At 42.3% G+C, this 20,281-nt stretch carries 17 protein-coding genes; 10 read left to right on the forward strand and 7 right to left on the reverse strand.

All coding sequences use genetic code 11. The features are described from left to right. Position 1: 1 nt before the first annotated feature. The 5 genes from BUC20_RS23335 to BUC20_RS23355 all read right to left on the reverse strand — a co-directional run bounded on the left by BUC20_RS23335 (position 2) and on the right by BUC20_RS23355 (position 7,389). The gene (locus BUC20_RS23335; protein ID WP_200800989.1) at positions 2-3,472 is read right to left on the reverse strand and encodes a TonB-dependent receptor; all 3,471 of its coding nucleotides are present in this window, start codon (positions 3,470-3,472) and stop codon (positions 2-4) included. Between the two features lie 138 nt (positions 3,473-3,610). Continuing rightward, the gene (locus tag BUC20_RS23340) at positions 3,611-4,528 is read right to left on the reverse strand and encodes a FecR family protein (protein ID WP_073233605.1); all 918 of its coding nucleotides are present in this window, start codon (positions 4,526-4,528) and stop codon (positions 3,611-3,613) included. Positions 4,529-4,630: 102 nt separating this feature from the next. After that, a complete protein-coding gene (locus BUC20_RS23345; protein WP_073233606.1) occupies positions 4,631-6,145 on the reverse strand; it encodes a glycoside hydrolase in 1,515 nt (504 codons plus the stop codon). A gap of 214 nt (positions 6,146-6,359) precedes the next feature. Continuing rightward, on the reverse strand, positions 6,360-6,902 hold the full coding sequence (locus tag BUC20_RS23350; protein ID WP_073233607.1) for an RNA polymerase sigma factor: 543 nt from the start codon (positions 6,900-6,902) through the stop codon (positions 6,360-6,362). A gap of 130 nt (positions 6,903-7,032) precedes the next feature. After that, complete coding sequence (locus BUC20_RS23355; RefSeq protein WP_073233608.1) at positions 7,033-7,389, reverse strand: winged helix-turn-helix transcriptional regulator; 357 nt, start codon at positions 7,387-7,389, stop codon at positions 7,033-7,035. A gap of 156 nt (positions 7,390-7,545) precedes the next feature. Here BUC20_RS23355 and BUC20_RS23360 point away from each other — a divergent pair, with 156 nt between their 5' ends. From BUC20_RS23360 to BUC20_RS23370, 3 genes are all read left to right on the forward strand, one after another. Beyond that, positions 7,546-8,427 carry an NAD(P)-dependent oxidoreductase gene (locus BUC20_RS23360; protein ID WP_073233609.1) on the forward strand — a complete coding sequence of 294 codons (882 nt, stop codon included), beginning with the start codon at positions 7,546-7,548 and terminating at the stop codon, positions 8,425-8,427. 84 nt (positions 8,428-8,511) lie between these two features. After that, complete coding sequence (locus BUC20_RS23365; RefSeq protein WP_073233610.1) at positions 8,512-9,408, forward strand: DMT family transporter; 897 nt, start codon at positions 8,512-8,514, stop codon at positions 9,406-9,408. A 250-nt stretch (positions 9,409-9,658) separates the two neighbouring features. After that, the gene (locus tag BUC20_RS23370; RefSeq protein WP_073233611.1) at positions 9,659-11,692 is read left to right on the forward strand and encodes a M13 family metallopeptidase; all 2,034 of its coding nucleotides are present in this window, start codon (positions 9,659-9,661) and stop codon (positions 11,690-11,692) included. Between the two features lie 77 nt (positions 11,693-11,769). Here the strand turns inward: BUC20_RS23370 and BUC20_RS23375 are convergent, their stop codons facing one another. Next, a complete protein-coding gene (locus tag BUC20_RS23375; RefSeq protein ID WP_073233614.1) occupies positions 11,770-12,105 on the reverse strand; it encodes an MmcQ/YjbR family DNA-binding protein in 336 nt (111 codons plus the stop codon). Between the two features lie 59 nt (positions 12,106-12,164). Here BUC20_RS23375 and mnmD point away from each other — a divergent pair, with 59 nt between their 5' ends. From mnmD to BUC20_RS23410, 7 genes are all read left to right on the forward strand, one after another. Next, positions 12,165-12,827 (forward strand): tRNA (5-methylaminomethyl-2-thiouridine)(34)-methyltransferase MnmC2, encoded by a 663-nt coding sequence (gene mnmD, locus BUC20_RS23380; protein ID WP_073233616.1) that lies wholly within the window; start codon positions 12,165-12,167, stop codon positions 12,825-12,827. A 202-nt stretch (positions 12,828-13,029) separates the two neighbouring features. Beyond that, positions 13,030-13,980 carry an aldo/keto reductase gene (locus BUC20_RS23385; RefSeq protein ID WP_073233618.1) on the forward strand — a complete coding sequence of 317 codons (951 nt, stop codon included), beginning with the start codon at positions 13,030-13,032 and terminating at the stop codon, positions 13,978-13,980. Positions 13,981-14,100: 120 nt separating this feature from the next. Next, positions 14,101-15,216 carry an AI-2E family transporter gene (locus tag BUC20_RS23390; RefSeq protein WP_073233620.1) on the forward strand — a complete coding sequence of 372 codons (1,116 nt, stop codon included), beginning with the start codon at positions 14,101-14,103 and terminating at the stop codon, positions 15,214-15,216. Between the two features lie 4 nt (positions 15,217-15,220). Next, entirely contained in the window at positions 15,221-15,517 is a 297-nt protein-coding gene (locus tag BUC20_RS23395) for a hypothetical protein (protein WP_073233622.1), read from the forward strand. An 8-nt stretch (positions 15,518-15,525) separates the two neighbouring features. Further along, positions 15,526-16,332, forward strand: a complete 807-nt coding sequence (gene mazG / locus BUC20_RS23400) for a nucleoside triphosphate pyrophosphohydrolase (protein ID WP_073233624.1) — start codon at positions 15,526-15,528, stop codon at positions 16,330-16,332. A gap of 14 nt (positions 16,333-16,346) precedes the next feature. Continuing rightward, positions 16,347-17,468 carry a helix-turn-helix domain-containing protein gene (locus BUC20_RS23405; protein WP_073233626.1) on the forward strand — a complete coding sequence of 374 codons (1,122 nt, stop codon included), beginning with the start codon at positions 16,347-16,349 and terminating at the stop codon, positions 17,466-17,468. Positions 17,469-17,551: 83 nt separating this feature from the next. Next, positions 17,552-18,964 (forward strand): carcinine hydrolase/isopenicillin-N N-acyltransferase family protein, encoded by a 1,413-nt coding sequence (locus BUC20_RS23410; protein ID WP_073233628.1) that lies wholly within the window; start codon positions 17,552-17,554, stop codon positions 18,962-18,964. Positions 18,965-18,971: 7 nt separating this feature from the next. Here BUC20_RS23410 and BUC20_RS23415 read toward each other — a convergent pair whose 3' ends face one another. Then, positions 18,972-20,273 carry a DEAD/DEAH box helicase gene (locus tag BUC20_RS23415; protein ID WP_073233630.1) on the reverse strand — a complete coding sequence of 434 codons (1,302 nt, stop codon included), beginning with the start codon at positions 20,271-20,273 and terminating at the stop codon, positions 18,972-18,974. Between the last annotated feature and the right edge of the window lie 8 nt (positions 20,274-20,281).

Below are 20,281 nucleotides of genomic sequence, written 5' to 3' on the forward strand. Positions count from 1 at the left end.
GTTAAAAATTAAGGTTTAAACCAAAAGAGAATGTTTTTTGGAATGGGTAGATTTTTCCATCCAATCCTTCAGGGTCCAATCTCGCTTTGATATGTGAAACATCAAATACATTCTCTGCGCTAAAGTATACGCGGAGTTTATCCATCTTCATTTTAGTCGTTAAAGACTTAGGAATTGTATAACCTATAGTCAGGTTCTTCAGACGCAGGTAAGAAGCATCCTGAAGGTACTTTGTCTGAGGGTTGCCCAATTCAGATTCATCCTCAGCGATATAAGCTTTTAACCTTGGGAAATAGCCATTTGGTGTTTCCGGTGTCCATCGATCCAGGTTATGCTCCTGAACATTCGTCCATGGTTGTGCATATACACCCCAGAAATAATGGTTGCTGGCATTAGGATACCAATCGCGCTTTCCGACACCCTGGAAAAATAAGCGGATATCAAAGCCTTTCCATCCTGCTCCCAGATCAATTCCGTATTGATAACGGGCACGGTCATTTCCGATGATCTTCTGATCGCCGGGATTGCTCAGTGTATTATTTCCTTTATCAATCTTTCCATCACCATTCAGGTCTTTAAATTTTAAATCCCCAACATCAAACAGGTATCCGGTATCATCAGCACCTACGGCAGTCTGATTTGGAGAACTGGCAATTTCTTCTTTCGACTGGAAGAATCCATCGGTCTCCAGGCCCCAGATTTCTCCGATTTCCTTACCTACATAATAACGTTTAGGACCGATCGTTCCATCAGGATTATCAAATTTGGTAATGAAGGTCCGGCTATCTCCCATATTAAATCCTACGTTATAATAGAACTGACTGTTGTCCAATTGAAAACCATCTTTCCAGCCGATTCTGAACTCCCATCCTGTGGTTTTCAGATTCGCTGCGTTTACCCTTGGCTCTACTGCACCAAATGGTCCCGGAAGGGTCTTACCTTCAGTAAGCATTCCTTTTGTATAACGGGTATAGGCATCAAAATTGAGATCTAATTTATTCTTAAACATGCTGATGTCCCCACCGAAATTAACAGTAGACACCCTTTCCCAGGTCAGGCTTCTCGCCACAACTCCCGGAGGCTTTACTTCGATAGGTTTTTTACCATCCAGAATCTGACCAATCTGACCTGAAGCCATTGTTGGAATATAATAATAAGCGCCCACATCCTGGTTCCCCAGTGCCCCGTAAGAAGCGCGTAATTTCAACAGGTTAATCCCCAGGTTTTCTGCAAGTGGTTTAAAGAAGTTTTCCCTGCTCAACACCCAAGCTACAGATGCAGAAGGAAAAGCTCCCCAGCGGTCGTTCGTAGGAAAACGGGAAGTCCCATCGTAACGGCCATTCAATTCTAAGATATACTTGTCATCGTAAATATAATTCATTCGATAAAACCAGCCTCTTACCACCCATTCTTCAATGGATTCTCCCGTGGTCACTTCTCCTGTTGCCAGGTTGTTGGAAGGCAAGGCATTACTGATGATGCCTAAATGTTTTATGTAATTTCTGTCACGGTTTCTATGCTCCTGATTAAAACCGGCAAGTACCTGCAGAAAATGTTTAGTGCCAAATGTTTTATGAAAGTCAGTATAGACGTTATAAATTTCATGTCTGACTTGCCTGTACTCATTTCTTGTAAAGCCAGGGTTCGAGCCGCTGTAAGAAACAGCAGAATTAGGTCCGGTCTTATAAGGAATCGGCAGGTCAAACAATTTCCCTGCACTGTCAATTCTCCTGATCGTTGCATCTGCTTTCAGGTCCCAGACATCTTTAACAAGTGCTGCCTTAGCAGTAATGGTCGTCTGGAAACTGTTATTTCTGGCCACATCGCGCCCGCCATCCTGTAGTTTTCCTAATAGTGCCGCTCCGGTAGAAGTCCAGCTTCCATCTGGATTTTTCGGTACATCTAAGGAGTTCTGTCTATTCACATTATGAAAAAAAGCTTCTCCCTGGGTACTATAAGATGAACCATCATAGACGCTCGAGGTGTAAGTTGTATTGTTTCCTATTGTTAACCATTTTGAAAGGTTGAAATCAGCTTTTGCACGGAGGTTAAGGCGCTCGTATTTATCATTACCGTAACGGAACATTCCATCATTACGGAAATACTCTGATGATAAATAATAACTCAGCTTCTCGTCTTTCTTTGCTATGTTCACATTCGCGCTATAGGTGGGTGCACTTGGCTTGTATACTTCATCCATCCAGTTTGTCGTTCCATAATACATCCATGCATTTTTATCTGCTGGAGAAACAATCACGGCAGGTAATGATGGATCCATAGAGCGTTGCCGTGCATATTCCCTTACATTTTCAGGATAAAGATTATATAAAGGGTAGGCCGCATCATGCTTGAACTCCATCACCTTCAGGGGATCAGTTACAATTTCCGGTACTTTACCCAATTTTCTTGTTGCATAATACGTATTTGCTGATACTTTCAGGTCCGGGCTTTTCGCTGATTTTGTGGTGATCAACACCACTCCAAAAGCACCTCTTGCACCGTAAATCGCCGCTGAAGCAGCATCTTTCAAGGTCGTAACACTTTCTATATCCGCTGGATTTAAAGCCATCAGCTCTTCTCCGCTATAAGGTACGTTATCAACCAGGATATAAGGTCCGCCACCGTTTACTGAGGTAAATCCACGAATATTAAACGTTGGTGCTTTATTCACCTGGCCACCGGAAACCGTGATGTTCAGGTTGGGAATCAAGCCCTGTAAACCGGCTCCCAAACTGGAAATAGGTCTGTTTTCGATGTCTTTACTTGTTACCCCGTCTACTGCCCCGCTGAGGTTCACTTTCTTTTGTACCCCATAACCGACTACCACTACTTCATTTAATGAAGCCTTATCATCTTTCAAAACCACATTGATCAGCTTTCTTGTTCCGATGACGATCTTTTGTTCGGTCAAGCCGACATAAGAGAATACCAACACATCAGCCGGGGAACCTGCTTCTATCTGGTAAGCACCATTCGTATCTGTTGTGGCTGTTTTTTGTGTTCCCTGAATGCGAACAGAAACTCCGGGAATTGGTCCCCCCTGCTCATCAGTAACTACCCCTTTAATCAAAATTGCTTCATTGATCCAGGACAACACAGGAAGTGCGTCCTGCTCCCTTTTACGGAAGATCACTACATTTCTATCTACTTCCCGGTACGAAAAGGGTGTACCCTTTAACAACTGGATCAAGACCTCGTTTAAAGGCATCCGGTTTACATCGAGCACTATTCCTTTTACTTTTCTCAGCTCATTATTGTTGTAAGAAAAGTCCATCTTACTGGTCTTACTGATTTTTTCTATTGCCCTTTCTAAAGATTCCCCCTTAAGATTGATACTTACCTTAACATCTTTTAGATTCTGACTGAATACTGTTTCTGCGATTAAGGTCCCTGCAGAGGTCAGTAAAGTGGCAAACACTATTAATCCTACCTTCATTATCTTAAGAATTAGTGTAGTAATGTTTTTTTTCATATTTTTAATCGTTTTAAAATTCTTTGAAACAAAGCACAGCCATCCGGAAAATTTTTCGAAGAGTTGCCCGCATGCTGTACATTCAGATCAGTATCTGCTCCAACAGGTACTGATCATTTTTTTTATAATAATGATCGATTAGTTACATCCGTTACCCGCTATAAGCACCTCCTTTTCTTTAATTTGGTAAGTTATTCCTTGTATATCCTGAATGATGTTCATGACATCTGTTAAGCTTTGTTTAGTGTCAAAGCTGAGGGTGCTGTTGCAGTTTTTAAACCGCTCTTTATCGTAATTTATTTTTACCTGGTAGGCATTTTCTACGGCCAGGATCAGCTCTTCAAAGTTGGCCGAATTCAGGATCACCTTACCACTATTCCATTCTGTCTTTTCCTGTGCTTTTACTTTTAATACACTCGGCTTCCGGTGATCTTTATGATAAACCACTTCCTGATCTTTCACCAATACACTCAGCTGTTTATGTTCATCGCTGACAGCAACTTTTCCTGTCACCACCGAGACACTCATAGTGGATAGGCTTTTATAAGACTTGACCACGAACGATGTGCCCAGCACATTGGTGATCATTCCTGAAGCATCGACCACAAAGGGCACTTCTTTATTGTGAACCACCTTAAAGAAACCTTCCCCATCCAGCAGATAAACCATGCGTTTCTTACCAAATTTCCTCGGGTATTTTAAGGTACTTGCTGCATTTAGCCAAACTGTGGAACCATCCGGCAACACCACCTCCCTGGTTTGTCCTTTTGGAACCACCACGGTAATGTAATTGCTGTTAAATGCTGCATTATTGTAATAAAACATCAGTGCTGCTGAGACCAGGATCAATGCCAGTACAGCGGCCATGCTCATTAGATTTTTCCTTCTTCTTATCGTTAAGAAGCGTTCTTGTCCGGACTGAATCTCTTTCGTAGCCTGCAGCCGTCCCAGAATTTCCTGACGGATCGATTCCCGTTCGTTTTCCCCTTCGAAAAACTCATTAGGGTCGTTGATGCCAAATTCTTTATAAAGGTCGTTTTTGTCTTTTTCGTTCATATACTAAGTACATAACGAACGGGGATCAAAGTGGTACTATGAGAAAATAATATTTTTAAATATCTCCCGGAGCATTGATTTCTCCGGGAGATTTATCATTCCTTAATTTTTCAGACCGGTAAAGGTAGTTACACTTTGAGCAGGGACATTCAAAGTAAAGCTACCATCGGCGCCAACATTTACAGGGCTTCCCTGTTGCCAGTGTGCAGTATTGTTTCCTGTTGTTTGGTAACCTGTCAGCGTACCTGCAGAAAAGCCTTGTAAGCGCAAGCTGCAAGTCAGCTCCTGATTGCCGGGATTAATCGCCACAATGCTAAACTTTCCTGTAGCCGGATCTTTGTAAGCTGATACTTTCAGATCTGAATTGTTTTGAACACTTGCCCCAAAGCGGAAGTATCCTGCCCGTACATAACGGGAGAACTGCCCCATTACATCATAGGTTTTAGGGAAGTCCAGAGAACCATCTGCATTGGTACAGATCAGCGATTCGTTATTTCTGATGGCCAGCATTCCAAGCCAATACACAAAAGCATTGACATTACACTCTGCCATGAATTTATGCATGCTCGTAGCCAGCTTCAAGCCACCGGTAATGGTGTTATCATAAGTACCCCCATCGTCGGAAGTTTCGGTCATCCATACCGGTTTATTTCCTGTTGCAAAATTCCAGGTTGCCGGACTCTGGTTTAATCCCCTGTTTCCAACAATCAGGTCTCCGATCTCTACATAGCCATGACCGGCAAGAATATCCACATTGCTTTTATCCATTCCTGCAAGGAAACTATTTGCCGTTCCCCATGCCGCATTTTCAGACGATAAGATTTTGGTGCTGCTCAGGCCCTGCTGGTTTAAGGCAGGCCTTAAATTATTGCTGATAAATTCTCCGAGATGTGCGGAGTTCCAGTAAGAGGCATCCCAGTCGGAAAATACATTCTCCGGTTCATTGGAAGGCGATATTGCATAAAAGTTAATCCCTTCATTTTGATAAGCTTTGGCAAAACCGGCAAGATATTTTGCAAAGGCCGTGGAACTGGTACTGAAGTTTAATCCATTAAACCATTTTGCACTTTCACTGCTGGGATTGGTTTTCATAGAAAGTGGCGGAGTCCAGGTACTGGCAAAAGTGATCGGAACCTGATACCGTTCTTTTATTTTTTTTAAGATCCACAACTGGCCTAAATGCTCTTTCTGAACAGCTGTAAGGGCCTGGTAAGCACTACTATTTACATCAACATCAATATCTACCCCTGCCGGCCTGATGGTCACTACACCCGTTTGCTGGTTAAACCCATAGGTATGAAGTACTTTTCCACGAACCATGTTCAGGTGTAAGCCGTTCTCGCCCCAGAGATAGGACAGAATACTATCGCGTTTCTGCGATTCAAAAAAAGGAACAATCCTTCCGCCGAAGGCACCAAAGCCATCGATGCGCTGAAAGGTTTGATCCCAGTTTACAGTGATTGCAGCAGTTCCGGCCGCTGCAGCAGCGGCCATTTCTTTTGTTTTCAGACGGCTTACATCCGACAGCAGGTCTTCTGTAGACTGCTGCTTGCAACTTCCCGCAACGACAATGGTTGCCATCACTAAAAAGTTAATTTTCAGGTTCTTGTAATTCATGGGGATATTTAATTTTAGTTTTTCGTATACCTAAATATATTTCAACCATCAGCGCTTTTTAAATGGTTTTCAAGCATAAGCCGATGATTTTTTTGCATAAAGCATCAGCAGCCTTAAACAGGTTCAACGCATCAGGGACCTACGAAATACTTAACGGACAGGAACCACAGGAGTACTATGGCAAAAAGAGCATTTTTAGAAACTTAACAGGAATTTAATGGAAGGGATATATCGACTTCAGTCTTTTTAAGGCACTGCTGATTTGGTTCTTAACCGTTTGTGAGGAAATGGAGAGCCGGCCGGCAATTTCATTTATGGAAAGGTCTTCTTCCCTGCTCATTAAAAAGACCTTCCGCATTCCTGCCGGCATATTTTGTATTTCCAGTTGCAGGTATTGTGCGGTATCCTTGGAAGCAAATTGCTCAAAAAGTGAATGGTCAACCTCATCACTCACTTTCACAAATTCTACATCGTGTTTAATGCGGAGGGACTGGCGGCGGTTCAGGTCGGTCAGTTTATTTTTTAAGATGATGTAAATATATCCGATAAAAGTAGTGGTGATCTTAAGGGTATGCCGCTTCATCCAGATCACCATAAAGAGGTCATGAACCACGTCCTTTGCCTCTTCCCGGTTATTGAGCTTCTTACAGGCAATCGCATATACCACATCCCAATAGCGCGCATAAATTTCATTAAATGCATCGTCATTGTCTTGTTTCAGTAAGGCCAGCAATGCCGGATCTGTAAGCGATTTCAATAAAGTTTGGTCTTAAGTGGTTGTATTTGGTGATACAATATATAAATTTATTGCAAAAGTAAAGGAATAGAAAAATACCTTCCTTACCCGCACCATTAAGTTTTCATTAAATCTTAACCACCTTTAGCCCTTATTCCTGAAGCTGTAAGACAATTTTCCGGACGTGTTCCCGGTTTTCATTCCCCCATTGGTCTAATGCCTGGATGATAGGTAATGTACTTTCTCCCAGCTCAGTAAGGTAATATTCTACTCTTAGGGGAAGTCCTGGATAAATCTTTTTACAGATAAGCCCATACGCTTCCAGTTCGCGGAGTTGCATATTGATGACTCTTGGTGCTGCCACATCAATAGCAGCATGCAGCTCACTGGGCCTTCTGATTCCTTTGTTTATACCATCTATGATACATGGCTTCCATTTTCCACTCAATACTTTCATGGAAATATTAATTCCACATTCCAGGTCTTCCGGTATTTTTCGCTCGTACATATGCACAGATTTTATCCTCCAATGTATAAAATATTTATTTCTGGTGCTCCTTTAGCAGGGAATAATTATTCCCCCACTGAATCCATTTTCCCTTATTTTATCGCAATAGAATTCTGTTGAATTTTGTCTGCATCAAATCTGATTAAAATTAAAAAGATGAAAACAGAAAACAACAAAGTGACCGTTATAGGACTGGGTTCAATGGGAATAACCTTAGCCCGTTTATTGTTACAAAAAGGATATCAGGTAAGGGTATGGAACCGTACTCCTGAAAAAGCAGCAGAATTAGTTAAGGAGGGGGCCATTCTGACCAGAGATATTGCCGAAGCGATTACGGCAAGTCCGGTAATTGTAATTTGCGTTTATAACCATGAGGCTACTCAAAACATACTCCGCACCAAAACAGTTGAAACACTGCTTGATGGAAAATTACTCCTGCAACTGAGTACCATCAGCCCTAAAGAAGCCATCGAAAGTGAATCATGGGCAGCAGAACATGGCGCCAGTTATATCAACGGAGGCATTCAGGCAGCACCAACACAAATGGGACAACCCGATACGCCCATCCTGATTTCCGGAAAAGAAAGGACTTATCTTGCGGTTGAACCTGTACTGAAAGTTTTTGGTGGGGCCATTAGTTATCTGGGAGAAAAAATTGCCGCATCACCCACAGTAGACCTCGCTACCCTCTCCTATATATATGGAGCATCTATCGGTTTCTTCCATGGAGCCAGAATTATAGAGTCACAAGGAATTTCGGTGGCAGATTACGCAAACATTGTGGCAGGAATCAGTCCTTCTTTTGGTGCATTTTTAAAACATGAAGGGCATATGATTCATACAGAAAATTATGCCATTACCGAAAGTCCGCTACGGATCTCCGTAGAAGCGACAGCCAGGCTGGAGCAAACAGCCCTTGAAGCAGGCATCAATTCTGAATTTCCTGCTTTTGCTGCAGCACTGTTTAAAAAAGCACATGTTGCAGGTTATGGAGATCAGGAAGTTGCCGCCATCATTAAGGTCCTTCGGGAACAGTAACGAATGGATAATCTCATTTTACAGGTATAGAATCTCATTTTAAATGACCGGATAAATCCCCAATTTTGTTAGGTTTAAAAACAAATGACAAAAAGCAGCCTAAAGAACATCGGAACCGGCATATTATTTTCTATGCTCTGGGCTTCTGCATCTGTAGCTACCAAATTTGGGGTGCAGTCTGCATCTCCGTTAATCCTGGCAAACATCCGCTTTTTCCTGGCCGGCCTGGTCTTGCTGGGCTTTTGCTATGGATGGGGAGGCCGGAAGGTATACCGCCTCCCAAATGCATTGGAATGGAAGCAACTGGCCATCTTTGGGCTATTAAATACAACGCTTTATCTGGGCTTATATGTATATGCGATGAAATATACGGCTGCGGGAATCGGAAGCCTCGCCGTATCGACCAATCCATTACTGATTGTCCTGTTCTCTTCCTGGCTCATCGGCCGTAAACCATCAATCGCCGAGATATTCAGCATCATTCTGGGAATGACCGGGATTGCCTTTGCCACCTATCCTTTACTCCATGATCACAGTACCAGCTTAATCGGGATCTCGCTGCTGATGCTCAGTATGGTGATCGTTTCTTTTGCCAGTGTTTACTACGCCCGGATCAAATGGACCCTCCCAAACCTGTTAATCAATGGCTGGCAGGTGACCTTAGGAGGATTATTCCTCTTCCCTTTCACCTGTGCTTTCGGAAATCTCCAGTCTTTTCGCCCTGACCATACCTTCTGGTATTCCGTCCTCTGGCTCAGCCTTGCCGTTTCCGTGATTGGCCTGATCTGCTGGTTTTATCTGCTCAAATTAGATACGGTAAAAGCTTCTTTATGGCTGTTTCTATGCCCGTTATTTGGTTTCTTTTATGCCTGGTGGCTCATGGATGAACCCATCACCTGGTATACCGTTTGTGGCACTTTGCTGGTCATTCTTGGTCTTTATATCGGACAACGCCAGCGACAACGAAAACAAATATTATAACAACTATTTTACTGCCTGCACAATAAAATATGTTAAAATATGTTAAATAGATATAAATACCCAGGATTATGAAAGCGATAAAGTTAGTTTTATTCACAGGGCTGATCATCAGAAAACTCGGGCTAACCAAAATCTATTACTGGTTCAATAAGTAATATTTTCATTAAGAATATTATTTGTTAAACAGGATTTCCTAAATTGATCCCATTGATGGATTAATACCCCCTCATACTATTAACTTATTATACTTATGAACATAAAACTGAAAAGCTATTTTGCAGCTTTGGGGATTTTGGCTGCGAGCTATTCTGCACAGGCACAAGCTCCCACCAAATTTATAGATCCTGCAAATATGGATCTATCTGTAAAACCAGGAGACGATTTCTATAAATATGCCAGTGGTACCTGGATCAAAAATAATCCTGTTCCTGCCAAAGAAACCCGTTGGGGAAGCTTTAACGCCCTTCGTGATTTTAACATCAATGCCGTTAAAGGCCTGGTTGAAGATGCAGCAGCAGATCAATCTGCTCCTGCAGGTTCGGTTAAAAAACGTGTTGGTGATTTCTACACTGCGGCAATGGACAGCCTTACCATTGAAAAACTGGGTTATACACCCATCAAAGCAGACCTTGCAAAAATTAAACTGATCAAAGACATTCCGGGAGTTTTAGACCATGTGGCTTATCTGCGTACCACAGGGCTTGCGGCACCTATGTTCAGCTTCTTCATCGGACAGGACAGAAAGAATGTAAACAAATACCTGGCCCAACTCGGACAAGGAGGAACAACCCTACCCGACCGCGATTATTACCTGAAAGACGACAGCAGGAGTGTAAAGATCAGGGAAGCTTACCAAACTTACATGACCACCCTGTTTACCTTAACGGGAAGTTCAGCAGCCGAAGCAAGCAAGAAAGCATCGGCCGTCATGGCCATTGAAAAACAACTTGCTGAAGCACAAATGGCAAGAGTAGAAATGCGCGATCCGCATAAAACATACAACAAATTTACAGTTACCGAATTCAGCAAAACTACTCCGGGGTTAAACTGGAATACCATGCTTCCTAAATTTAAGGTAACCGGACAGGATACCATTTTAGTTTCTTCCCCTAAGTTTTTTGCCGGTCTGAACGGAATGCTGAAAAGCGTTTCCCTGGCAGACTGGAAAACTTACCTGGAATGGAACATTTTAAAATCGGCAGCGCCTAACCTGAGCTCCCCTTTTGTAAATGCAACCTTTGCCTTTACTCAGGCACAAAGCGGACAAAAGGTACAAACACCAAGGTGGCAAAGGATGTCTCAGCTTACAGACGGGACGATAGGAGAACTTTTAGGTCAGCTTTATGTGGCCAAATATTTCAAGCCTGATGCCAAAGTACGCATGACAGAGCTGATCAGTAACCTTAGAAAAGCATTTGAAATCAGGATTAAAGGACTGGACTGGATGAGCGATGCCACCAAGGAAAAAGCATTGGCAAAACTGCATGCTTTTGTACCAAAAATCGGTTATCCTGAGAAATGGAAAACTTATGATGGACTACAGATCGGCCGTACCACTTATCTTCAAAACTTACGTAACTCAGGTGCCTGGGCATATAAAGAAATGATCGATCAACTGGGTAAACCAGTAGACCGTACCCGTTTCGGAATGACCCCACCAACAGTAAATGCCTATTATAGTCCAACCATGAACGAGATTGTATTCCCTGCCGGAATCCTTCAGTTCCCATTCTTTGACCCGAATGCTGATGACGCTGTAAATTACGGTGGAATCGGTGCGGTAATCGGACATGAGATGTCACACGGATTTGATGATTCAGGTAGCCAGTACGATAAAGATGGTAACCTGCGCAACTGGTGGACACCGGAAGACAAAGTTAAATTTGAAGCAAAAACAAAAGCACTGGGCGAGCAATTTGATGCCTATACTGTATTGGATACCATTCATGTAATTGGTAAACTGACCATGGGCGAAAACATTGGTGATCTGGGTGGATTAAATGCAGCATATACTGCTTTCAAATTAACCAAACAAGGTCAGTCTGAAGAGAAAATTGATGGCTTTACCCCTGATCAGCGTTTCTTCTTATCATGGGCACAGGTATGGAGAGGAAATGTGCTGGATGAAACCGCAGCACAGCTGATCAAAACGGATCCACACTCGCCAGGCCCTTACAGAACCATTGGTGCTCCGGTAAATATGGACGCGTGGTACAAAGCATTTGATGTGAAACCAGGTGATAAACTATACAAAAAACCCGAAGACAGAATCAGAATGTGGTAACACATATTGACACATAGACTTCTATACATATAGATATCTATATACAAAAAGGCATCATGAAAATGATGCCTTTTTGTTTACTTATACTTTTCCTGAAGTTTCTTACTGAGTTTAGCCACTACAAATGCCCTGGAATCGGAAACCCTTCTTTTGAGTTCATCCTCCGGCATTACTTCCAGACCATCTACCCTGATCCATTGTCTTTTTGCCATATGTGAAGCCTGTTGGATTCCAGGCCTGCCAACCAGTCCATCAAATTCCTCGGGGTCACATTTAACAGAAAAGCTTCCGTCTTCCAAAGAAATGATCACATACATTTTTTCTTCCACCATAAAACAAAGATGCCCCCATTTCATGCCTTCGGTAGTTCCGTTTAAAGTCAGGCAGTGTTCCCTGAATGTTTCGATATCCATATATCAACAATTAATTCCCTGCAATTTAAAAAATCTTATCTTGCGGTTCATCTTTAAAAATGAATAAAATAACCATAACTGCCGACGGCTCGAATACCTTATACAACGAAACGATTGGCGAACATTACCACTCCAAACACGGCGCTTTACAGGAAAGCAAACATGTATTTATTGATGCAGGTCTGAAACACGTAGCTGCCGGAAGAAACGACATTGCCATTCTGGAAATCGGGTTCGGCACCGGACTTAATTTCCTGCTCAGCCTTGCTCATGCCGTGTCAGAAAAACTGCAGCTTAATTATACCGGGATTGAGGCTTTTCCTCTGGAAACAGCAGAGCTGAAATCTACCGGATATGATCAGTACGTACCCGAAGAAATCTGGAATAGCCTGGAAACAAATTACCTTTCCGCTTTAAAAGCGCCGGTATCACTTTTCCCGGATCAGCAGTTGTTCATTCCACATACTACGCTCGATCAGTTTCAAAGTCCGCCGCAGTTCGACCTGATTTATTTTGATGCTTTTTCGGTACAGCATCAACCCGAAATGTGGTCTGATGAAATCATTGCACATACCTGCAGTTTCCTTAAACCAGGTGGCACTTTTGTGACCTATGCGATCACCGGAAAATTGAAACGTGCCTTAAAAGCCAATGGCTTCAGCATTGAAAAACTTCCCGGAGCACCCGGAAAAAGGGAAATGCTGAGAGGGACAAAGTTGTAATCAACCGGGTTTACAATTCCATCCCCCGTTCCGGAGTTGGGAAAATATTCAGGAAAGCCGCCAAAATATTCAGAAAAGTCAGCGAAATGTTTAATTCCTGTTTTTCTTCCTATTTTCCAGTAAGAAGCTAGATATTGTGGAACAAAATCATCCCGGTGTTGTTAATCATCCTACGTTCCCAACATCATCATATAGCTACAAAATGGAAAAAAGAAAATTAGGCAATTCAGACTTATTTGTATACCCGATCACCTTTGGTGGTAACGTTTTTGGCTGGACAATAGATCAGGCTAAATCATTCGAAATACTAGATGGCTTTACAGAAGCCGGCTTCAACTTTATAGATACTGCCGATGTATATTCCAGGTGGAAACCCGGAAATGAAGGAGGAGAATCAGAGACGATCATTGGCAATTGGCTGGCGGAAAGAAAAAACAGAAGCGAAGTGATTATTGCCACAAAAGCAGGTGCAGACCTTGGAAATGGAAAGTCACTTTCGAAGAAAAATATTCTGGAATCGGTAGAAAACTCACTAAAAAGGTTAAAAACAGATTATATAGACCTTTATCAGTCGCACTATGACGACCCGGCTACGCCAATTGAAGAAACACTGGAAGCTTACGATCAACTCATCAAAGCAGGTAAAATCCGTTGGATTGGTGCTTCCAATTATTCCGCAGCACGTTTAAAAGAATCATTGGATACTGCACAAAGGCTGAGCCTTCCAAAATACCAGACCTTCCAGCCGGAATATAATTTATATGCCCGTGAGGGTTATGAAAAAGAGTTGGAGCAGGTGGTAAAGGAATATCAGCTTGGTGTGATCAATTATTATGCGCTGGCTAGTGGTTTCTTAACTGGAAAGTACCGTTCGGAGGCTGACTTAAATAAAAGTCAGCGGGGCGGTGGAATAAAACAATATCTGAATCCCAGAGGATTTAAAATATTGAAAGCATTGGATGAAGTTTCTGAGCAGTATAATGCTTCTCCTGCAAGCGTGGCCCTGGCCTGGCTGATTGCACGTCCTTCGGTAACGGCTCCAATTGCCAGCGTAACGAGCCTGAATCAGCTGGAAGACCTGAAAAAAGCAGCTGCGTTAAAATTAAACATCGAAGATATCGCGATTCTGGATCAGGCAAGTGACTGGAAATAAACCAATCCCATGTTCCGGCAAAGGAATATCCTCAAAATAAAAATGCCCTGCTGAATAATATTTGGCAGGGCATTTGTCTTTATGTGTAAATTACATCTAAATTAAAACCCGGAAACAACGATGAAGAACCTTTCCTCACAACCTTTTAACACCAAGTTAGCGATGGTATTATTTTCCATCATCTGTGTAGGCTACCTTGCTATTTTAGGGCAAACGCTCCTTGCTCCATTGCTGACTTCATTCCTGCTTGCAGTATTATTATTGCCAATGGCTAATTTTCTGGAGCAAAAATGGCGTTTTAAGAGAAGTCTGGCTTCGATCGTATCAGTCATCCTGATGATTGCTGTAATTTCCAGTATCCTTTACTTTCTGGCCAACCAGCTCACTGATCTGTGGCAAGACTGGCCCTTGCTGAAGAAACAAGGGGAAACCTCTTTTCATGACCTTCAGCATTGGATCTCTTCTAGCTTTGGGGTAAATGCACAAAAACAGATTGAATATGTTAAAGATGGTGCTTCAAAAGCATTATCCACCAGTGCAACGGTACTGGGAGCTACTTTACTGACGCTTTCCTCTACCCTGTTATTCTTATTTTTCTTGTTACTCTTCACCTTTTTTCTGCTCAATTACCGCAAGGTATTGTTCAGCTTCCTGACCTCCGTATTCGAAGAAGAACATACTGAAAAAGTGAGTGAAATTGTAAGACGCATTCAATACATCATCAAAAAATACATCACCGGACTGTTCTTACAAATGGTGATTGTGACCTTAATGATGATGCTGGTTCTCTGGGCACTTGGTGTAAAATATTCGGTGCTATTAGGCTTAATTGCAGGTATTTTTAACATCATTCCTTATATCGGAATCTTCAGTGCCCTGCTCATCAGTGTGCTGATTACCTTTGCCACCGCAGGTGCAGCAAAAGTACTCCTGGTAGTGATTGCCTATGCCGCAGTCCATGCTATTGATGGAAATATCCTGATGCCATTGGTAGTCGGTTCAAAAGTAAAAATCAATGCTTTATTTGCCTTCATTGGAATTGTCGTTGGTGAAATGGTCTGGGGAATTTCAGGAATGTTCCTTTGTATCCCATATCTGGCCATGCTAAAGATCATCTTTGACCGTGTTGATTCCCTAAAACCATGGGGCATTCTTCTGGGTGGTGAAGATAAGCCACATAAAAAGAGAAAGGTATACCGGATTACCAAAAATATCCAGCTGGAAGAACAAGAGTAATTGTATGCGCGAAAACAGGTCCCCCCATATCCTTAGTACCTCGGCAAATTTGCTGGGATTGTGCTTTATCGTACTGACCTCGATCAAGGTTTCAAAGATGCAGGATGTGACCCTCATTGATGAAACCACCGCCCTGGCAATTATCCTGTTTATGACGAGCTGCATTCTTTCCTTTCTCTCTATGCGGAAAAAACAGGGCAGTAACGACCGGTTGGAAAAAATAGCCGACATGATCTTTTTATCCGGCCTGATTGTTCTTTTTTTAACCACAATGATGATTACCTTTAACGTCATAAAATAATACGTAAAATGCCTAATCACATCGCCCCATTAACTGCTTCCGATCCTTCTGCTGCTTTTCTCCGCTTATTAACCGTTCTTGATACCCTTCGGACCGACTGCCCATGGGATAAGAAACAAACGATGGAAAGCCTTCGCCATCTGACGATTGAAGAAACCTATGAATTGTCGGATGCCATTCTTGAAGGCGACCTGGAAGAAGTAAAAAAAGAGCTTGGCGATGTCATGATGCACCTGGTATTCTATGCAAGAATTGCCTCAGAAACGAACGATTTCACCATTGTTGATGTACTGAACGGAGTTTGCGATAAGCTCATTAACCGTCACCCGCATATCTACGGTGATGTAGAGGTTCAGGATGAGAACGATGTAAAACGCAACTGGGAACAGATCAAACTTAAAGAAGGAAATAAATCAGTATTGGCAGGAGTTCCTGCAGGTTTACCATCCCTTGTTAAAGCAAGCAGGATCCAGGAAAAAGCCAGAGGTGTTGGTTTTGACTGGGAGGATAAAACCCAGGTTTGGGAAAAAGTAGAAGAAGAACTTCAGGAGTTTAAAAATGAATTCAATACCACTGACCATACTGCAATAGATGTAGAAAAGGCAGAAGGTGAATTTGGAGATCTTCTTTTCTCACTGATCAACTATGCGCGTTTTATCAATATCAATCCGGAGAATGCCCTGGAGAAAACCAATAAAAAGTTCATCAAACGTTTCCAGTATCTGGAAACCAAAGCAAAGGAAAACGGGAAAGCGTTACAAGACATGACCCTTGCTGAAATGGACGTTTACTGGAATGAAGCCAAAAAGGTTTAAACCAATAACTGCATATGAATGCTTTTTTTATGTGCTTTTCCGCAGGAGCATCTTTCCTGCTTAGTTTTTTACTCTTTTTCCATCCCCTGAGAGAAAACCTGACAGCCAATAAATGGCTGGCCTTGTTTGTGTCTATTATGGGCAGTGCTTTTCTGGGCATTTACCTGAACCATACAGAAATAGGGGAATCGCATCCAGGCTTCATTCAATGGATCAATGGCTTGCAATTTATACTCCCGCCCAGCCTGTTCCTGAGCACACAATTTTTCATCAATCCAGTCAAAGTGCTGAGTAAAAAGGATTGGATTCATTTTGTGCCTTTTCTGATCTTTCTCTTTTTACAGGTTGTCTTTGCCGGTGATCACGCCATTTTTATGAAGGCAAAGCTTTTCGAAATCGGAAATACCAGCTTTTTATTCCGCGATATATTGCCTTTTCAATTGTTGCTCTACCTCTGCCTTTCTTACCTCCTGCTCCTCAGACATAAAAAGAATCTCAGGAAAATTACCGCCTCCATTCAGGAAATAGACCTGAACTGGCTAAGCAATTTCCTGCTCATTTTAACGGTCATCTTAATCTTTTGGATCAATGATACACTTTTTGGTATACCTTTCCTGATTGGCGTTATGCCCATTATTTACACTGCATCCATCTTCTTTCTTGCCTATTTTTCCATCAGACAAAGGACAGTTTTCGCTTTTAATAAAAAAGACCTGAAGGACATTTCAACGTTCCTGGAAAGCCCGGCCAAAGATCAGCTTCAGAAAACAGAAAGACTGAACGATCAGCAGTTTGCCCTGCTCTCCGCAAAATTAAATGAACTGATGACTAAAGAAAGGCTCTTTCTGGACAACAACCTCAGCTTGCCTATGCTGGCAGATCAATTGGAAATCAGTATCCATGATACATCTTACCTGATCAACAGACTCACTGAGGGGAACTTTTACCATTTCATCAACAGGCTTCGCGTGGAAGAAGCCAGGCAACTGCTCAGCTCTAACCGGGTAGAGGAATTAAATATGCTAGGCATTGCTTTCGCTTCCGGATTTAATTCCAAGACGACCTTTAATACAGCCTTCAAAAAATATGCAGGAATTTCGCCCAGTGCATATGTAAAACAGCAAAGAACGACATAAAAACATGTTCGGATGGATAAATCCGAACAGCACAAATGAAGGTTTCGGGTACTTTTGCAAACACAAATACCCGAAACCTTTGTATGAAATACCGTTTTTATCATTTTATTTTCAGCATCATATTTTTTAGCAGTATTGGCAGCAACTATGCTTGTACAATATTCATAACGAACGACGGGAAACAGGTCTGGGTTGGTAATAATGAGGATGAATTACCTTCCCTTACCTACCGTCTATGGTATTATCCTGCCTTCAAAAAGGCCCATGGCTATATGCTATGGACAGAGCTTTACGCCGATGAGAAACTAAACCGTATAGGGTATAAAAATCCGCAGGGAGGAATGAATGAGTCCGGGCTTTTTATGGATTATACTGCCATTGATGAAATTCCGGCCATACGCGATCCCCGCAAAAAAGACCGGGAAGAAGAAGTGGTGACTGACCTGCTGAAACAATGTAAAACGGTAAATGAAGCATTGAAATACCTCTCCCGCTTTAACTTAATCCGGCTCAGCGGAGCGCAATTGTTTATCGCTGATGCCAGCGGTGATTATGCAACGGTACATGGCAGCTATGTTATCCGCCGAAAAACCACAAACTTCGCATTAACGAACTACAGCATCAAAGATGGTTACCATGAAAACTGCTGGCGAAGGGATGCCGCTATGCAATCCATCACTGAACTGAAACCGTATGGATTAAATGACATCACCAATATCCTCCAAAAAACGAGTCAGAAGGAACCAGGTAACCTGATCTCGAACTACTCCATGGCCACAAATCTGGGAAAGAAGACAATTCATCTTTATTATAAAAATGATTTCAGTAGCCCGGCAGTGATTACTTTAGCATCGGAATTGAAAAAGGGTAAACACCACCAGGATATGCAACGCTATTTCCCAATGGGTTTAAAAGAACCGCTGCTTAAAAAATACCAGGAGGGAGGGATAACAGCTGTGATATCGACCTACAAAGACCTTAGGCTGAACTTTCCTGGAAAGTACAATTTTAAAAATAACGAGGTTCTGAACCTCGCAGAACAGGCAATAGCCAGGGGAAATACCGCTGATGCCATCCAATTACTGGAATGCCTGAGCAATTATGATCCCAGACGGACGGACATCCATACCTGGCTTGGCGTGGCCTATCGCCGTGACGGCAGAATTTCCGAAAGTGATACCTGTTTCAGATCAGTGCTGCAAAGCGACCCTGAAAATTATATTGCCACCCTCTTTGGGAAGCAAAAAGATCAGATCGTGACGTTTAAAATGAATGATTTTGAGGGCGCTGAGGAACTCTCCCTGATTGGTGATTTTTCAAACTGGAAACCGATACCAATGGTAAAAGAAAATGGCAGGTGGACCTGCCATTTATACATCGCCCCGGGGGCATACAATTATAAGTTTTTGGTAAACAAAGAATACCTGGCCGATCAGATCAATCTGATGTATACCGGATCAGGACCAAAGATCTATTCTAAACTTTATGTATGGTGATCCCGGTTTATCCGTGTTTCTTCTTCATGGTCATTTTGGCTTTTTGACCAATGCCATAGTTATAGTCTTTGGTATTGCTTTCTTTCTTCTCATGGTACGCACCTCCACCCTGAGGTGCCACATTCTTCTCTTTAACAATCCTGCTTTTGTCTATTCCGCCTTTAGATTTGATTACTTTATCAATTACCAGGTCTTCAGGCAATTCCATCAGTGCTATTTTCTTTCCGATAGACTGCTCAATCTTTTTCACTTCTACCAGTTCCATATCCGTAGAGAAGGTAATGGCAACCACTTCTTCCTCATTGGTTTTTACAATTCTGGATAAGAAGGTTTCTTTTTGTTCCGGAACTTCAAAGTGGAACAGGAAAGGAATACCAGACAGATCTAATGTACCGGCACCTTCATTCGCAACGATCAGGACCCTTGCTTCCGGAGTTTCCTTGAAATCTTCGATATGATCAAAACCTTCTTCATCAAAGAACAAAGGGTTCAATACCGAAACTGCACCAGGTCTGGCTGAATGTAAGCTTTTTCCTAGCTTTTGGGCAGTTAAGCGGGTGTTTACAAATACAACCACCTTATCAAATACCTCATCATCTCTTAAAAGAAGGTTCAGCAGGTTGATTTTTGTTTTAAAGTTAGGGACAGGATATAAAATCAGTTCATGGGTATTGGCCTGACTCTCGCCAAGATCTTCTACTTCTAAGGTTGTTGGAAAGTTCAGGAACTGATCAATCATATTGTTCAGTTTTTCATGAACAACAGTGGTAAAAATCAGGTGTTGACATTTGCCCGCACTTCTTGCCAGTTCACAAACCGGAAGCTGCATTCCCTGTTTTACAATTACTTCTGCATCATCTACAATAAACATTTGCAGTTTGCTCATGTTTAAACCAAGCTTCAGATAAATTGCACGTGCACGCGTTGGCAAAGCCACTACGATATCTACTCCGTCTACCAGATCCAGGACATCCTGTTCTGTCCCACCGGTTCCGTAAAGGCCCATGATGCGAAGGTTTTTATTTCTGTTCAGCTTCTCGAATTCGGCAATAACTTCCAATACTTTTTCCTTAGTCGGAACAAGGATCAAAACTTTCGGTGCTTCATCCGCAGTATATTTAAAGCGCATCAGGACCCCAAGCACATAATTCGTTGTTTTACCTGAACCTTCAGGACCAACAGCAATGATATCCTGTCCGCCAAGAATTCTTGACATTGTTTTTGCCTGAATCTCTTTTGCGGATATATATCCGGCATCAGTCATTGCTGTTACCAGTTGCTTGCTTAGTTTTAATTTCTCTAATGACACAGTTTCCT

Origin of the sequence: Pedobacter caeni (assembly GCF_900129215.1) — a bacterium.
Lineage (GTDB): Bacteria > Bacteroidota > Bacteroidia > Sphingobacteriales > Sphingobacteriaceae > Pedobacter > Pedobacter caeni.

What these genes read in the sequence shown, in the direction of transcription:
- BUC20_RS23335 (WP_200800989.1), bottom strand. Translation starts at nt 3,472, where the DNA reads ATGAAAAAAAACATTACTACACTAATTCTTAAGATAATGAAGGTAGGA.
- BUC20_RS23340 (WP_073233605.1), bottom strand. Translation starts at nt 4,528, where the DNA reads ATGAACGAAAAAGACAAAAACGACCTTTATAAAGAATTTGGCATCAAC.
- BUC20_RS23345 (WP_073233606.1), bottom strand. Translation starts at nt 6,145, where the DNA reads ATGAATTACAAGAACCTGAAAATTAACTTTTTAGTGATGGCAACCATT.
- BUC20_RS23355 (WP_073233608.1), bottom strand. Translation starts at nt 7,389, where the DNA reads ATGTACGAGCGAAAAATACCGGAAGACCTGGAATGTGGAATTAATATT.
- BUC20_RS23360 (WP_073233609.1), top strand. Translation starts at nt 7,546, where the DNA reads ATGAAAACAGAAAACAACAAAGTGACCGTTATAGGACTGGGTTCAATG.
- BUC20_RS23365 (WP_073233610.1), top strand. Translation starts at nt 8,512, where the DNA reads ATGACAAAAAGCAGCCTAAAGAACATCGGAACCGGCATATTATTTTCT.
- BUC20_RS23370 (WP_073233611.1), top strand. Translation starts at nt 9,659, where the DNA reads ATGAACATAAAACTGAAAAGCTATTTTGCAGCTTTGGGGATTTTGGCT.
- BUC20_RS23375 (WP_073233614.1), bottom strand. Translation starts at nt 12,105, where the DNA reads ATGGATATCGAAACATTCAGGGAACACTGCCTGACTTTAAACGGAACT.
- mnmD (WP_073233616.1), top strand. Translation starts at nt 12,165, where the DNA reads ATGAATAAAATAACCATAACTGCCGACGGCTCGAATACCTTATACAAC.
- BUC20_RS23385 (WP_073233618.1), top strand. Translation starts at nt 13,030, where the DNA reads ATGGAAAAAAGAAAATTAGGCAATTCAGACTTATTTGTATACCCGATC.
- BUC20_RS23390 (WP_073233620.1), top strand. Translation starts at nt 14,101, where the DNA reads ATGAAGAACCTTTCCTCACAACCTTTTAACACCAAGTTAGCGATGGTA.
- BUC20_RS23395 (WP_073233622.1), top strand. Translation starts at nt 15,221, where the DNA reads ATGCGCGAAAACAGGTCCCCCCATATCCTTAGTACCTCGGCAAATTTG.
- mazG (WP_073233624.1), top strand. Translation starts at nt 15,526, where the DNA reads ATGCCTAATCACATCGCCCCATTAACTGCTTCCGATCCTTCTGCTGCT.
- BUC20_RS23405 (WP_073233626.1), top strand. Translation starts at nt 16,347, where the DNA reads ATGAATGCTTTTTTTATGTGCTTTTCCGCAGGAGCATCTTTCCTGCTT.
- BUC20_RS23410 (WP_073233628.1), top strand. Translation starts at nt 17,552, where the DNA reads ATGAAATACCGTTTTTATCATTTTATTTTCAGCATCATATTTTTTAGC.